The organism is Flavobacterium sp. N1736, from assembly GCF_025947065.1.
Classification (GTDB): domain Bacteria; phylum Bacteroidota; class Bacteroidia; order Flavobacteriales; family Flavobacteriaceae; genus Flavobacterium.
The window spans coordinates 3,695,376-3,708,531 of the sequence record NZ_CP109994.1 but is presented as its reverse complement, the minus strand read 5'-3'; the positions used below and the strand labels follow the sequence as shown (position 1 = coordinate 3,708,531).

The 13,156-nt window shown below is 33.9% G+C and carries 14 protein-coding genes; 11 read left to right on the top strand and 3 right to left on the bottom strand.

The features are described from left to right. The first annotated feature begins 23 nt into the window (after positions 1–23). The 5 genes from OLM54_RS15735 to proC all read left to right on the top strand — a co-directional run bounded on the left by OLM54_RS15735 (position 24) and on the right by proC (position 5,275). Positions 24–1,805 (top strand): tetratricopeptide repeat protein, encoded by a 1,782-nt coding sequence (locus OLM54_RS15735; protein WP_264535524.1) that lies wholly within the window; start codon positions 24–26, stop codon positions 1,803–1,805. 61 nt (positions 1,806–1,866) lie between these two features. Further along, positions 1,867–2,178, top strand: a complete 312-nt coding sequence (locus OLM54_RS15730; protein ID WP_264535523.1) for a DUF4286 family protein — start codon at positions 1,867–1,869, stop codon at positions 2,176–2,178. Between the two features lie 96 nt (positions 2,179–2,274). Continuing rightward, entirely contained in the window at positions 2,275–3,060 is a 786-nt protein-coding gene (gene rsmA, locus OLM54_RS15725; RefSeq protein WP_264535522.1) for a 16S rRNA (adenine(1518)-N(6)/adenine(1519)-N(6))-dimethyltransferase RsmA, read from the top strand. Further along, on the top strand, positions 3,044–4,393 hold the full coding sequence (mgtE, locus tag OLM54_RS15720; RefSeq protein WP_264535521.1) for a magnesium transporter: 1,350 nt from the start codon (positions 3,044–3,046) through the stop codon (positions 4,391–4,393). Before rsmA ends, mgtE begins: the two co-directional genes overlap by 17 nt. A 105-nt stretch (positions 4,394–4,498) precedes the next feature. Then, positions 4,499–5,275, top strand: coding sequence for a pyrroline-5-carboxylate reductase (gene proC / locus OLM54_RS15715; RefSeq protein ID WP_264535520.1), 777 nt, complete (start codon positions 4,499–4,501; stop codon positions 5,273–5,275). A gap of 118 nt (positions 5,276–5,393) precedes the next feature. Here the strand turns inward: proC and OLM54_RS15710 are convergent, their stop codons facing one another. Both OLM54_RS15710 and nhaA read right to left on the bottom strand, forming a co-directional pair. Beyond that, a complete protein-coding gene (locus tag OLM54_RS15710) occupies positions 5,394–5,918 on the bottom strand; it encodes a hypothetical protein (RefSeq protein ID WP_264535519.1) in 525 nt (174 codons plus the stop codon). Next, positions 5,915–7,066, bottom strand: coding sequence for a Na+/H+ antiporter NhaA (gene nhaA / locus OLM54_RS15705; RefSeq protein ID WP_264535518.1), 1,152 nt, complete (start codon positions 7,064–7,066; stop codon positions 5,915–5,917). The genes OLM54_RS15710 and nhaA overlap by 4 nt, the downstream gene beginning before the upstream one ends. A gap of 231 nt (positions 7,067–7,297) precedes the next feature. Here nhaA and OLM54_RS15700 point away from each other — a divergent pair, with 231 nt between their 5' ends. From OLM54_RS15700 to OLM54_RS15680, 5 genes are all read left to right on the top strand, one after another. Continuing rightward, positions 7,298–8,245, top strand: a complete 948-nt coding sequence (locus OLM54_RS15700) for a 2-hydroxyacid dehydrogenase (protein ID WP_264535517.1) — start codon at positions 7,298–7,300, stop codon at positions 8,243–8,245. A 212-nt stretch (positions 8,246–8,457) separates the two neighbouring features. Further along, on the top strand, positions 8,458–8,883 hold the full coding sequence (locus OLM54_RS15695; protein ID WP_264535516.1) for a DUF805 domain-containing protein: 426 nt from the start codon (positions 8,458–8,460) through the stop codon (positions 8,881–8,883). A 27-nt stretch (positions 8,884–8,910) separates the two neighbouring features. Continuing rightward, positions 8,911–9,291: a DUF4234 domain-containing protein gene (locus OLM54_RS15690; RefSeq protein ID WP_264535515.1), complete on the top strand. Its 381-nt coding sequence runs from the start codon at positions 8,911–8,913 to the stop codon at positions 9,289–9,291. Further along, positions 9,266–9,730, top strand: a complete 465-nt coding sequence (locus OLM54_RS15685) for a DUF2752 domain-containing protein (RefSeq protein ID WP_264535514.1) — start codon at positions 9,266–9,268, stop codon at positions 9,728–9,730. Before OLM54_RS15690 ends, OLM54_RS15685 begins: the two co-directional genes overlap by 26 nt. A 94-nt stretch (positions 9,731–9,824) precedes the next feature. Continuing rightward, positions 9,825–10,091: a TM2 domain-containing protein gene (locus tag OLM54_RS15680; RefSeq protein WP_264535513.1), complete on the top strand. Its 267-nt coding sequence runs from the start codon at positions 9,825–9,827 to the stop codon at positions 10,089–10,091. Positions 10,092–10,405: 314 nt separating this feature from the next. Here the strand turns inward: OLM54_RS15680 and OLM54_RS15675 are convergent, their stop codons facing one another. Continuing rightward, on the bottom strand, positions 10,406–12,208 hold the full coding sequence (locus OLM54_RS15675; protein WP_264535512.1) for a lysophospholipid acyltransferase family protein: 1,803 nt from the start codon (positions 12,206–12,208) through the stop codon (positions 10,406–10,408). 119 nt (positions 12,209–12,327) lie between these two features. Between OLM54_RS15675 and OLM54_RS15670 the strand changes: the two genes are divergently transcribed. Then, positions 12,328–13,089, top strand: coding sequence for an exodeoxyribonuclease III (locus tag OLM54_RS15670; protein WP_264535511.1), 762 nt, complete (start codon positions 12,328–12,330; stop codon positions 13,087–13,089). Positions 13,090–13,156 lie beyond the last annotated feature (67 nt).

The following is a 13,156-nucleotide window of genomic DNA, read 5'->3' as shown; positions in this document are numbered from 1 at the left end:
ACTGCGACTAAAAAAACTGAAATATGAAAAACATCTTTATCTATATCGTTTTGTTGTGGTCTACTTTTGCATTAGCACAAAATGAGCAATTGGCTCAATATTACTTCGATAAAGGCGATTTTGAAAAAGCCAAAATAGCTTACGAACAGCTTTTGAACAGTTCGCCATCAAATACCCAATATTTTTTAAGAACTGTCGAATCGTATCAGCAAATGCAGCAATTTGACGTGGCGCAAAAATTGATTCAGGAGCGATATAACCGCTATAAACAAGGTGTTTTTTTAGTTGAATTGGGTTATAATTTTCAGCTTCAGAAAAATGATTCGAAAGCCAAAAGTTATTACGATCAGGCTATCGAAAAAATCAAAACAAATCCAAATGATGTTTACGGAATTGGAAGTTCATTCGAGAAAAAAGTATTGCTCGAATATGCTTTAAAAGCGTATCAGACCGCAATGCAGATTCAGCCGAATTATAACTTCAATTTCCAAATAGGAATGTTGTACGGTCAGTTAGGAAAAACCGATCAGATGATTGATCTTTTATTGACAGAATCTTTTCAAAATCCGCAAAATGCAAATCTGATTCAAACGCAATTATCCCGCTTTATGCAAGGCGAAACAGATAATACGGCTTTTAAAGATGCGATGCGAAAAGCATTAATCCTGAGAACACAAAAAGATCAGGATGTTTTTTGGAATCATTATTTAAGTTGGTTTTATGTGCAGCAAAAAGAATTTGGAAAAGCTTTTATTCAGGAAAAAGCCATTTATAAGCGTGAACCTGAGTCGTTAATGAGCATCGTTAATTTAAGTCAGTTTGCGATGAATGAAGATGACGATGAAACAGCAACCGAAATATTGAATTTTATTCTGCAGAATACCAAAGATTTAGATTTACTGGTTCAGACGAATGCCAATTTAATGCAAATTAAAATTGATAATGCTCAGGAAAAAGATTATCCAATAATTAATACAGAATTGCAACAATTGCTTGCAACCTATGATATAACTCCTTTTACCTTATCTTTGCAAATAATTCAGGCGCATTTCCTGGCTTTTAATTTAAGAAAACCGGAAGAAGGGAAATTAATTTTAAAAAGAGCATTAGATCTCAATTTAAATGAATATCAAAGAGCAGATGCCAAAATGGAGCTGGCTGATATTTTGCTTTTAGAAGAAAAATTCAATCAGGCGTTGATTTATTATTCACAAATTCAATTGGATTTAAAGAATGATGTCATGTCGCACGAAGCAAGTTTGAAGGCGGCAAAAACAAGTTATTTTAAAACGGATTTTGAATGGGCTTTAAAGCAATTTAAGGAGTTAAAATCAGCGAATACGCAATTGATTGCCAATGATGCTTTAGAATATTTTTTATTGATAAATGATAATACGGTTGCCGATTCGACACAAACGGCTTTGAAGCAATTTGCAAAAGGCGATTTTTTAATTTATCAGAATAAAAAACAAGAAGCAATTACACAGTTTCAGAGCATTCTGAAATCGTTTAAAGGACAGGAAATAGAAGCTGTTACAATGTTGCGTTTAGGTAAAATCTATGAAAGTCTCAAAGATTACAATTCGGCTTTAAGCCAATACCAGCAAATCATTGACAACCATAGCGACGGAATTTATGTAGACGAAGCGCTGTTTTTTTCGGCAGAAATTTACAACGATGAATTGCATGATACAGAAAAAGCAAAAGCTTTATATGAAAAGGTAATTTTTAACCATCAGGATAGTATTTATTTTGTTGATGCGAGAAAAAAATACCGGGAGTTGAGAGGAGACAAGAATTTATAATTTGGTTGAACCGTTTATTCGGTTAAACGTTTAACCGAATATAACGATTAAACAAAAAAGCATGATTATTTACAACGTTACCACTAATATACACGAAAGCGTTCACGACCAATGGTTAAAATGGATGCAGGAAAAACACATACCGGAAATTCTGGCTACAAACAAGTTTTCTTCGGCAAGAATTGTAAAAGTTTTGATTGAGGAAGAAATGGGAGGAATTACCTATTCTGTTCAATATGTGACTGACAGCAAAGAAACTTTGGAAAAATATTATATCGAAGACGAACCACAATTTCACAGAGAAGCTTTAGGTTTATTTGCCGATAAAATGCTTTCTTTCAGAACAGAGTTGGAAGTTATTTCGGAACATTAAAAGAGATCTTTAGATTATTAGACTTCTTCGATTTTTAGACTAACTGAAAATCTGGCAATCTAAGAAGTCTAAAAGTCTAAGAATCTAAAAAACAAAATGGAAAAAGTAAAAGCCAAAAAACATTTAGGACAACATTTCCTGAAAGACGAAAGTATTGCAAAAGCTATTGCCGATACTTTGAGCTTAAAAGGATACGATGAGGTTTTAGAAATAGGACCGGGGATGGGTGTGTTGACTAAGTATTTGCTTGACAAACCAATAAATACACACGTTATCGAGATTGATACAGAATCTGTGGTGTATTTGGGTGAAAATTATCCGAAATTAAAAGATCAGATTATCTCTCAGGATTTTTTGAAATACAATATCAATGAGGTTTACAAAGACAAACAATTTGCTATAATTGGAAACTTTCCATACAATATTTCGACTCAGATCGTTTTTAGGACTTTAGAGTTAAGAGACCAGATTCCTGAGTTTTCCGGAATGTTTCAAAAAGAAGTAGCAGAACGTATTTGCGAGAAAAAAGGATCTAAAGCTTACGGAATCTTATCCGTTTTAGCGCAGGCTTTCTATATTACCGAGTATTTGTTTACTGTTGACGAAAATGTTTTTATTCCTCCGCCCAAGGTCAAGTCGGGTGTGATGAAAATGACCCGAAAGGAAGATTACAGTCTTCCGTGTGGTGAAAAGTTGTTTTTTACGGTTGTGAAAACTGCTTTTCAGCAAAGACGAAAAACATTACGTAACAGTTTGAAAACATTAAATTTAACTGATAATTTGCGATTAGACACTATCTTTGATAAACGTCCCGAGCAACTTAGTGTAGAAGAATTTATTGAACTGACTCAAAAAATAGAAGCCGATGGAGTTCAAAGTTAGCAAAGAATTAATACAGCAATTAGAAGAGCACATTGTTAAGAAAAACGACAAGGAACTTGAAATTTTACTTAACGATCTGCACCACGCCGATATTGCCGAAATCCTGGATGAACTGGATTTCGACGAAGCAACTTATATTTTTAAGGTTTTAGATAGTGATAAAACCGCTGAGATTCTTCTGGAACTGGAAGATGATTTGCGTGAAAACATTTTAAGCCGACTTTCGCCTAAGGAAATTGCAGAGGAGCTTGATGAGCTTGAAACCAATGATGCGGCAGATATTATTGCCGAACTTTCGCAGGAAATTAAAGCTGAGGTAATCTCAGAAATGCTGGATGTTGAACACGCAAAAGACATTGTCGATTTGTTGCGTTACGACGAAAATTCTGCCGGTGGTTTAATGGGAAAAGAGTTAGTAAAAGTCAATGAAAATTGGAATGTACTAACTTGTGTGAAAGAAATGCGCATTCAGGCCGAAAATGTGTCGAGAGTGCATTCTATTTATGTTGTTGATGATGAAAACCGCTTAAAAGGAAGATTATCACTTAAAGATTTACTGACAACATCAACCAAAACTCAAATTGGTGATATTTATATTCGAAAATTAAACTTCGTAAACGTCGATACCGAAGATGTTGAGGTTGCACGTATCATGCAAAAATACGATTTGGAAGCTATTCCGGTTGTAGACGAGCTTGGTCGTTTGGTGGGAAGAATTACGATTGATGATATCGTAGACGTAATTAAAGACGAAGCAGATAAGGATTACCAATTAGCGGCGGGTATTACACAAGACGTTGAATCGAATGACAGCGTTTTAGAATTAACCAAAGCACGTTTGCCCTGGCTTTTAATTGGAATGGTAATCGAAATTGTGGCTTCTTTTGTTTTAAAAGGAAATGAAGCGACCTTTCAAAAATATTCAACCTTAATTATTTTTGTTCCTTTACTTTCGGCAACAGCCGGAAATATTGGTGTTCAGGCTTCGGCAATTGTTGTTCAGGGTTTGGCAAACGGAACTTTAAAAGAATTTAGCCGGGGATATTTCAGTAAAGAGATTAGCGTTTCGATGATTTCCGGAAGTATAATTTCATTGCTTTTGCTGGGATATCATTCCTTAATGTATCAACAATATTTGGTGGGAGTGGCGATTTCGATTTCGATGATCGTAGTGATTCTTTTTGCTGCAACTTTAGGAACTTTAGTACCGCTTTTTCTTCATAAAAATAAAATCGATCCCGCTATTGCAACAGGTCCGTTTATTACAACAACCAATGACGTTTTTGGAATTATGCTCTATTTTGGAGTAGCCAAATTGATTCTTGGATTTTAAAATTGTTTAACTGTTTAATGGTAATTCATTTGACCGATTCAACAATAAACAGTTAACCGATTAACCCATATTGCTATTAACCAACCAAATAATAAACCAATCAGAATGAAAGTACACATAATAGGAGGAGGAAACCTTGGCGTTTCTATTGCCTTGGGAATTGCAAAATTTTCTAAAAACAATCAGGTTACAGTAACGAGAAGAAATATAGCCAGTATTCAATATCTTTCAGAATACGGAATCACGGTTTCTTCAGATAACAAACATAATATTCAGGAAGCCGATGTCGTGGTTTTAACCATAAAGCCGTATCAGGTTGATACTGTTTTAGCAGAAATTTTACCGGTAATTGCAGGTAAAACAATTGCCTCTGCTGTAAGCGGATTATCTCTTGATATGCTTCAATCTAAAACAAATAATGCAATTCCGGTAATCAGGATTATGCCTAATATTGCGGCACAATTTGGCGAATCGGCAACTTGTATTTCTTTCCCTGAAAAGGACAGAGAAAAAGCCTTGCCAATTGTCGATTTGTTTCAGGATTTAGGAACAGCTCCGGTTATCGACGAAAAATTAATGGATGCAGCTACAGTTCTAGGCGCATGCGGAACTGCTTATGCCTTGAGATATATTCGTGCTTCGATGCAGGCCGGAATCGAAATTGGTTTTGATTCGAATACCGCTTTGGCAATTGCAGCGCAAACCGTAAAAGGAGCCGCAAAAATGTTGTTAGAGGAAAAAGTACATCCGGAACAATTAATCGATCGTGTAACAACGCCACAAGGCTGTACAATTGTAGGTTTGAATGAAATGGAACATAATGGTTTCAGTTCGTCTTTGATAAAAGGAATTAAGACTTCTTTAAAACAGATTAAAGGGTAGGATTTAAAAAGAAATTCCAATCCCGAAGCCTCGGGATAAAATTCCAAATCCCAATTTAATTGGGGTTTGGAATTTTTTGTTTTTTATTAGACAAATATCGCGAAATTGGGATTTGAATCTATTTCCTTTTAACCAACTGAATATACTTCAAACCACATTCAGAAATCTTAGTATAAGAATTCATTGAGTTTCCATAATTCTGAATGATAAGCGTATCTTTTACATAACCTGCATCAATTCCAACGGGAATCTCCGGTTCTAGAGTTTCAGTTTTTGAATCCGTTATAGAATCGTTTTCTTCTTCGTTGCTAATATCGCCTTCATACTCGTCCCATTTGATCCCTTCTAAAACCAAATATTTTTCTCCGGATTCATTTTTAAAAACAGCTTTGCCTTTTAATTTGCGTAGATTCGTTTTTAAAAAATAGGCATAACCGTCTTTGGTTTTTGTTATTTCAAGAGAAATATCGCATTCATTAGTTTTATAAACGCCTTCAAGCGATTCGTCTGTTTTGGCTATTTGAGTAGAAATTATGGTATCATTGCTGTTTTTTTCTATAACAGATTCTGCTTTTTTATCATTACAAGCAGAAATTATTATTGTAGAAAATAGTATAACCGTAAGTTTGTTTGGTAAAGTCATGATGTTTTTGGCTTTTTATTCTTCAAAACATATTTTAAATAAACAAATCCGAAAATTCCTGAAAGCAATGAAGCAATCAAAATTGCGATTTTAGAGAAAACGATAGTTTCCGGATCTTTAAAAGCGAGTATCGTAATAAATATTGACATTGTAAAGCCAATTCCGCCCAGCATTCCCGCGCCTAAAACATGAGTCCATTTTAAGCTTTTTGGTAATACACAATAACCGGCACTTACACCAATAAAAGAGAAAAGTAAAATTCCTAATGGTTTACCGATAACAAGTCCTAAAATAATTCCGAAAGTATTGGGGTGATTTAATCCCTGATGCCAGTCAGATTCAATGGCAATGCAGGTATTCGCGATAGCAAACAAAGGCAATATAACAAAGGCAACAGGTTTATGTAAAAAATGTTCTATTTTATGTGAAAGTGATTTTTCGCCGCCATCTCCAAACGGAATCACAAATGCGAGTATAACACCGGTTATTGTTGCGTGAACACCTGAATTGAGCATAAAATACCACATGGCAACGCCACCAATTAGATACGGAATCAGGTTATGAATTTTCATTCTGTTTAAAATAAATAACACGACCCAAATTCCCAAAGCAATGGCAAGATTTGTAAAAGCAATCGAAGTGGTATAAAAAATAGCGATTACAATAATAGCACCCAAATCGTCGATTACTGCAAGTGCCGTTAAAAATACTTTTAATGATGGCGGGACTTTATTGCCTAATAGCGATAATATACCAATTGCAAAAGCAATGTCGGTAGCCATTGGAATTCCGGCTCCATTTTGAGTATTTGTTCCATAATTTAGAGCTAAAAATATCGCCGCAGGAACTAACATGCCGCCAAAAGCAGCCATAATTGGAAGCGAGGCATTTTTTATACTTGATAATTCACCATGATAAATTTCACGTTCTAATTCTAAGCCAATCAGTAAAAAGAAAATCGTCATTAAACCATCATTGATCCAATGTGTGATCGAATGTCCGCCTAAATCGATTTCCCACAAAGCAATATATTCGGTCTGAAACGACGAGTTTGCAAGGCAAAGCGAAATAATGGTAACAAAAAGCAATAAGAGTCCTCCTGATTTTTCGTTTTCAAAAAAGGTTTTAAAAGTTTTGGTTAATTTCATTTGAAAGAAGTTATGCCGATTTGAAGAGAAATATCAATTGGATTTCCGAACGACGTTATTTTCAAAGTTAAAAAAAATATGTGCAATAAAAAATTTCAGCAAAAGTTATAGTTTCATAAGTTTGTTTTTATCGCAAACCTGAAACCTGAAACTTGAAACTTGAAACTTGAAATTTTACAGGAGTACCAATAAATAATAAGCTGTATTTTTGTTTCATAATAAATGAATACTATGAGCATTAAAATTCTACATATCGATAGCAATCATCCCATACTTTGGGGACAATTGGAAGAAGCGGGTTTCGAGAATCACGCCGACTTTAAATCTTCGAAAGAAGAAATTGAAGAAAAAATTCAGGATTATAACGGAATCGTAATTCGAAGCCGTTTTAAAATCGATAAAACATTTTTAGACAAAGCCACCAATTTACAGTTTATCGCCAGAGTTGGCGCGGGTTTAGAAAGTATCGATTGCGATTATGCCGAGACTAAAAACATACACTTAATTGCTGCTCCGGAAGGTAATCGCAACGCTGTTGCAGAACATTCACTTGGCGTAATTTTGTCGCTTTTTAATAATCTGAATCAGGCTGACGCCGAAATAAAAGCGGGACACTGGAACCGTGAAAGCAATCGCGGTCATGAACTTGACGGTAAAAGCGTTGGTATTATTGGTTATGGAAATATGGGTAAAGCTTTCGCCAAAAAACTTCATGGTTTTGAAGTGGATGTTTTATGTTACGATATTTTGGATAATGTTGGCGATGAAAATGCCAGACAAGTTTCGTTGCGGGAATTACAACAAAAAACGGATGTTTTAAGTTTACATCTTCCTTGGACGCCTGAAACGGATAAAATGGTCAACGCTGATTTTATAAACGCATTTGCAAAGCCATTTTGGATCATAAATACTTCACGAGGTAAAAATATCGTGACGGCAGATTTAGTTAGCGCCATGAAAGAAAAAAAGGTTTTAGGCGCAGGCTTGGATGTATTGGAGTATGAAAAATTATCTTTTGAAACTCTTTTTCAGGATAAAAATACGCCCGAAGCTTTTCAATATTTATTACAAGCAAAAAATGTTTTGCTCACACCTCATATTGCAGGCTGGACATTTGAAAGTCATGAAAGACTCGCACAGGTTATTGTAAACAAGATTAAAAAAGTGTATGCTAAATAATTTAAGAATTTTACTATTTTAATAAAATTTGCAAAGTTTATCTCCATTCAATGTTGTCTTAAAATAACAGGCTTTTTCTTTAAAAGTAACTTTTTGAATTAGTTTTTAAGATAATTTTTTGTTAATATTGTTTCGAAATTTTAACAAATTTTTTGAAAAGGAGAAGCCGAAAATCCAAAAGAGTAGGTATAAACTAACTAATTTTATTAATTATGATTGAATGGTACAAAAAAGTGGTTTTTGAAAACTATGCAAACTTCAACGGTCGTGCCAGAAGAAGTGAGTATTGGTATTTTACCCTTATGCAATTTTTAATTTTGATATCTTTTTTTATTCTTGGAGCAGGAATAGGTTCCATTTTTGACAATGCTTTAGGAGGACTTTTTGTTGGATATCTTGTTTTTGCACTTTATTCATTGGCTACTTTTCTGCCAACCCTTGCGGTTGTAGTAAGACGTTTACATGACGTTGGAAAAAGCGGATGGTTTTATTTCATCGCGTTAATTCCCTTTATTGGAGGAATATGGCTGTTAGTTGTAATATGTACAGAAGGTGATTCAGGTTCTAACGACTACGGTTCAGATCCTAAAAGCAATATTGAAGAAATTAATGAAATCGGTAACGTTGAATTACAATAATAATAACTAAATATAAATAATAAAAGAATGGAAAATTTACAAGAAACGTCTAATAATTTTAATGAGCCAATCCCAGTATTTAAAGTGGATCCAATTATGGTTTTACTTTTCGGATTTTTAACTTGCGGATTGTATTTAATTTATTGGAATATTAAAGTTGCAGAAGTTTTCAATGCTGTAGCAAAGAAAGAAGTTATTTCGCAGCCTATTGCAATTTTTGCCGGATGCTGTATGCCGGTAAATATTTATTTTTATTATTTAGCAGGAAAAGAAGCATTGCCTAAAGTTTATGAGCAAACAGGTGAGCTTCAAAAAGATCAGTCTACTTTATTAATTGTTCTGGGATTCTTTTTTCCTATTGCAGCAGCAATGATCGTACAAGGTGATATCAACAGATTATACAAATAATAACAGAATAAAACGTAAAATTTACGGAATTATCGGTGCAGCAATTACACTGATAGTTCCGTTTTTTTTAATGCTCAATAATCACAATGATCATTTAGAGTCAGATCAGTCTTTTTGCCCTTTTAAAATGATGACCGGATTTCCTTGTCCGGGTTGTGGTATTACAAAATCATTGGTGTATTTTTATCAGGGAGATTTATACAAATCAATAAGTTACCATGTTTTAGGACCTTTTGTAATCGCTTTTTGCTGGGTAACGATTATTGTGTTAATCGCAGAAATTATTACCAAAAAAGAATATTTCACAAGTCTTTTATACAATAAAAAACTAGCTTACAGATTGGCTTATTTCTTAGCCATTTATCATTTTATACGATTGGTACTTTTTGTAAAAAACAATTCGTTTGATGATATATTGCATCAGTCGATTTGGTTCTAAAAACAGAATAAATTCTATTTTCGTTATTGTAAAAAGATTCCTTTACATATAAAGACATCAGTTTATTTCAGATTATAATTTAATTAAAAATACTATGGAAAATACAAAAACAGAAGCATGGAATAATCCGCCAAGACAGGAAAATAAAAAAGTTATCGCTGCGCTTTTTGCCATTTTTTTAGGATCGCTGGGAATTCATAAATTTTATTTAGGATACACAAGAGAAGGAATTATCCAATTTCTTTTAGGATTATGCGGAATTGGAGGTCTTATTGGTATTATTGAAGGAATTCTCTATTTAACAAAAACAGACGAAGAGTTTTATCAAACCTATCAGATTGGTCAAAAAGGCTGGTTCTAAATATAAGAACAGTTTTCTTTAAGAGTTTTAATAGTCTATTTCTATGGTTCAATTAGTGTCTCTTTTTTATATATTAATAACTTATAGGGGATAATTTTAAGCTGCTCACGAGTTAATATTGCATGTCTTTACAAACGAAATTCAATTGTTCTTTTTTATAAACGGATAAGGATGTATTTCGAATCCAAAATGATTTGGTAAATTGATTGGAAAGAATGAAAGAATCTAGTTTTGAGAGAAAAAAAATTGTAGTTAAAAAAAATCCCATTCATTGATTTGAATGGGATTTTATATTTCTATCGGGAAGTAAACTCTTAATCTTCTTTTTCAGATAATTTACGTTCTAATTCTATTTGAAACTCTTCGATAACAGGTTTCATGGTGCTTTCCGGAATATCGGCGATTCTGATGTACATTAAACCGTCTACAGCGTTATTAAACAAAGGATCGACGTTGAAAGCTACAACACGTGCATTTTGTTTGATGTATTTTTTAATTAAAACAGGCAAACGTAAATTTCCGGGTTCTAATTCATCAATGATTTTATCAAATTTATTAAGGTCTGATTCGGCTTCATCAAAAATAAAGTCCTTATCAGCGTCTTTCAGTTTAACTTTATACGCTTTTTTCGGGTGAATATATTGCGCAATGTATGGATCGTAATAATTCGATTTCATGAACTCGATCATCAGTGATTTAGAGAAATCAGAGAATTGATTACTGATACTAACGCCGCCTAATAAATATTTATGTTCAGGATAACGTAACGTTGTATGTATAATTCCTTTCCACAATAAGAATAAAGGCATTGGTTTTTGCTGATATTCCTTAACAATAAAAGCACGCCCCATTTCGATCGATTTATGCATCATATCGTGCAATTCAGGCTCAAATCTAAAAAGATCATTCAGATAAAAACCTTCAAGCCCGTATTTTGGATAAATTTCAGATCCTAATCCCATGCGGTAAGCGCCTGCAATTCTTTTAGTTTCATCATCCCACAAAAACATATGGTGATAATATTGGTCAAATTTGTCTAAATCGATAGATTCATTGGTTCCTTCACCCACTTCACGGAAAGTAATTTCACGCAAACGTCCAATTTCATGCAGAATATTCGGGATAGATTTTGCGGTTGCAAAAAACACTTCGTAGTTTTTGCTTTGTAATAATCGACAATCGCTTCCTCTTAACGCATTTACCTCGTCAATCATTTTTGGTTCACTTGCCGGCGTAACAATTTTTTTAGGCGCTTTTGGTATTTTTAAACTTGCTGTATCCAGTAATTTACTGTCCTTTTCAAAAGGATTGGCAAGCATATAAGTTTTCTTTCTTAAAAATTCTGAATACTCTTCAAAAGATTCAATTTCGTTTTGTTCGTTTACAGAAATCGGTTTACCAATACGAACTTTGATAACACGATCTTTCTGTGTCAACAATTCTGATGGTAATTTTGCAGTACGCAAAGTATCATCAATTTTAGAAAGCCAATAGAATAATCTACTGTTTTTGGCATGAAAATAAATGGGTACAACCGGAACTTTTGCTTTTCTAATCAATTTTAAAGCACCTTCTTCCCACGGTTTATCAACGACTAATTTTCCGTCTTTATAAGTTGAAACTTCCCCGGCAGGGAAAATCCCCAACGGTTTTCCGTCACTTAAATGGCGCAAAGTTTCCTTAATTCCCACCACGCTTGATTTGGCATCCCTGTGATTTTCAAAAGGATTAACCGGCATGATATATTTTTTAAGCGGAACAATTCGGTGTAATAAAAAGTTAGCAATAATCTTGAAATTTGGTTCTCTTTCAAGCATTAATTTCAAAAGTAAAATACCATCTATTCCTCCAAGCGGATGATTTGAGATCGTAATATAGGCGCCGTCTTTAGGTAAACGTTTTAAGTCTTCTTCCGGAATTTCAAATTTAATTTGCAATTCATCCAGAACTCCATTTAAAAACGCAACATCTTCTAAATGTTTATTGTGATCGTAAATTTTATTAAGGGTAGAGATCTTAAGAACCTTCATAAGAATCCAGCCTGAAAAAGTACCAAGAACTCCGTACTTATCAACATTTATTGCTTTTGCAACTTCTTTCGCGGTAACTAAACCCATGTACTATTTTTAATTTATTAGAGCAGCGAACAAAGATAACAAAAAACTCTACTTTTCGTTGATTCAAACACAAACTTTCCACTTTTTTATTACATTTGGATTCCTTAAAAAAAACTTGAATGAAAATTATTTCTTATAATGTAAACGGAATCAGAGCAGCAATTACTAAAGGATTTATAGAATGGCTGCAACATGCCAATCCTGATGTTATCTGTCTTCAGGAAATCAAAGCGACTCAGGAGCAAATTCCTGTTGAAGATATTACAGCTGCCGGTTATCCTTATCAGTATTATTATCCTGCAACAAAAAAAGGATATAGTGGCGTGGCTATCTTATCTAAAATAAAACCAAATAATGTCGTTTTTGGAACCGGAATTCAGCATATGGATTTTGAAGGTCGTAACCTTCGTGCCGATTTTGATGATTGTTCTGTAATGAGTTTATACCTTCCGTCAGGAACAAATATTGAAAGATTAGATCATAAATTTATGTTTATGGATGATTTTCAAAACTATATTAATGAATTAAAAATCACGATTCCAAACCTGATTATTTGTGGCGATTATAATATTTGCCATGAAGCGATCGATATTCACGATCCGGTTCGTAATAAAACGGTTTCAGGATTTTTACCGGCAGAACGCGCCTGGCTTGACGGTTTTATGAAATCCGGTTTTATAGACAGTTTCCGTCATTTTAATAAAGATCCGCATCATTATTCATGGTGGAGTTACCGTGCCGGAGCCCGCGGAAACAACAAAGGCTGGCGTATCGATTATAATCTGGTAAGCGATTCGTTAGAACACAGATTAAAACGTGCAGTGATTTTACCAGATGCCGTGCATTCAGATCATTGCCCAGTTTTAGTTGAGATTGAGTAAAGTTTGGTATTGTTATTGTTAAAAGAAAAGCAGTTTTAATTGTGAGAATAAAACTGTGATTATGTAA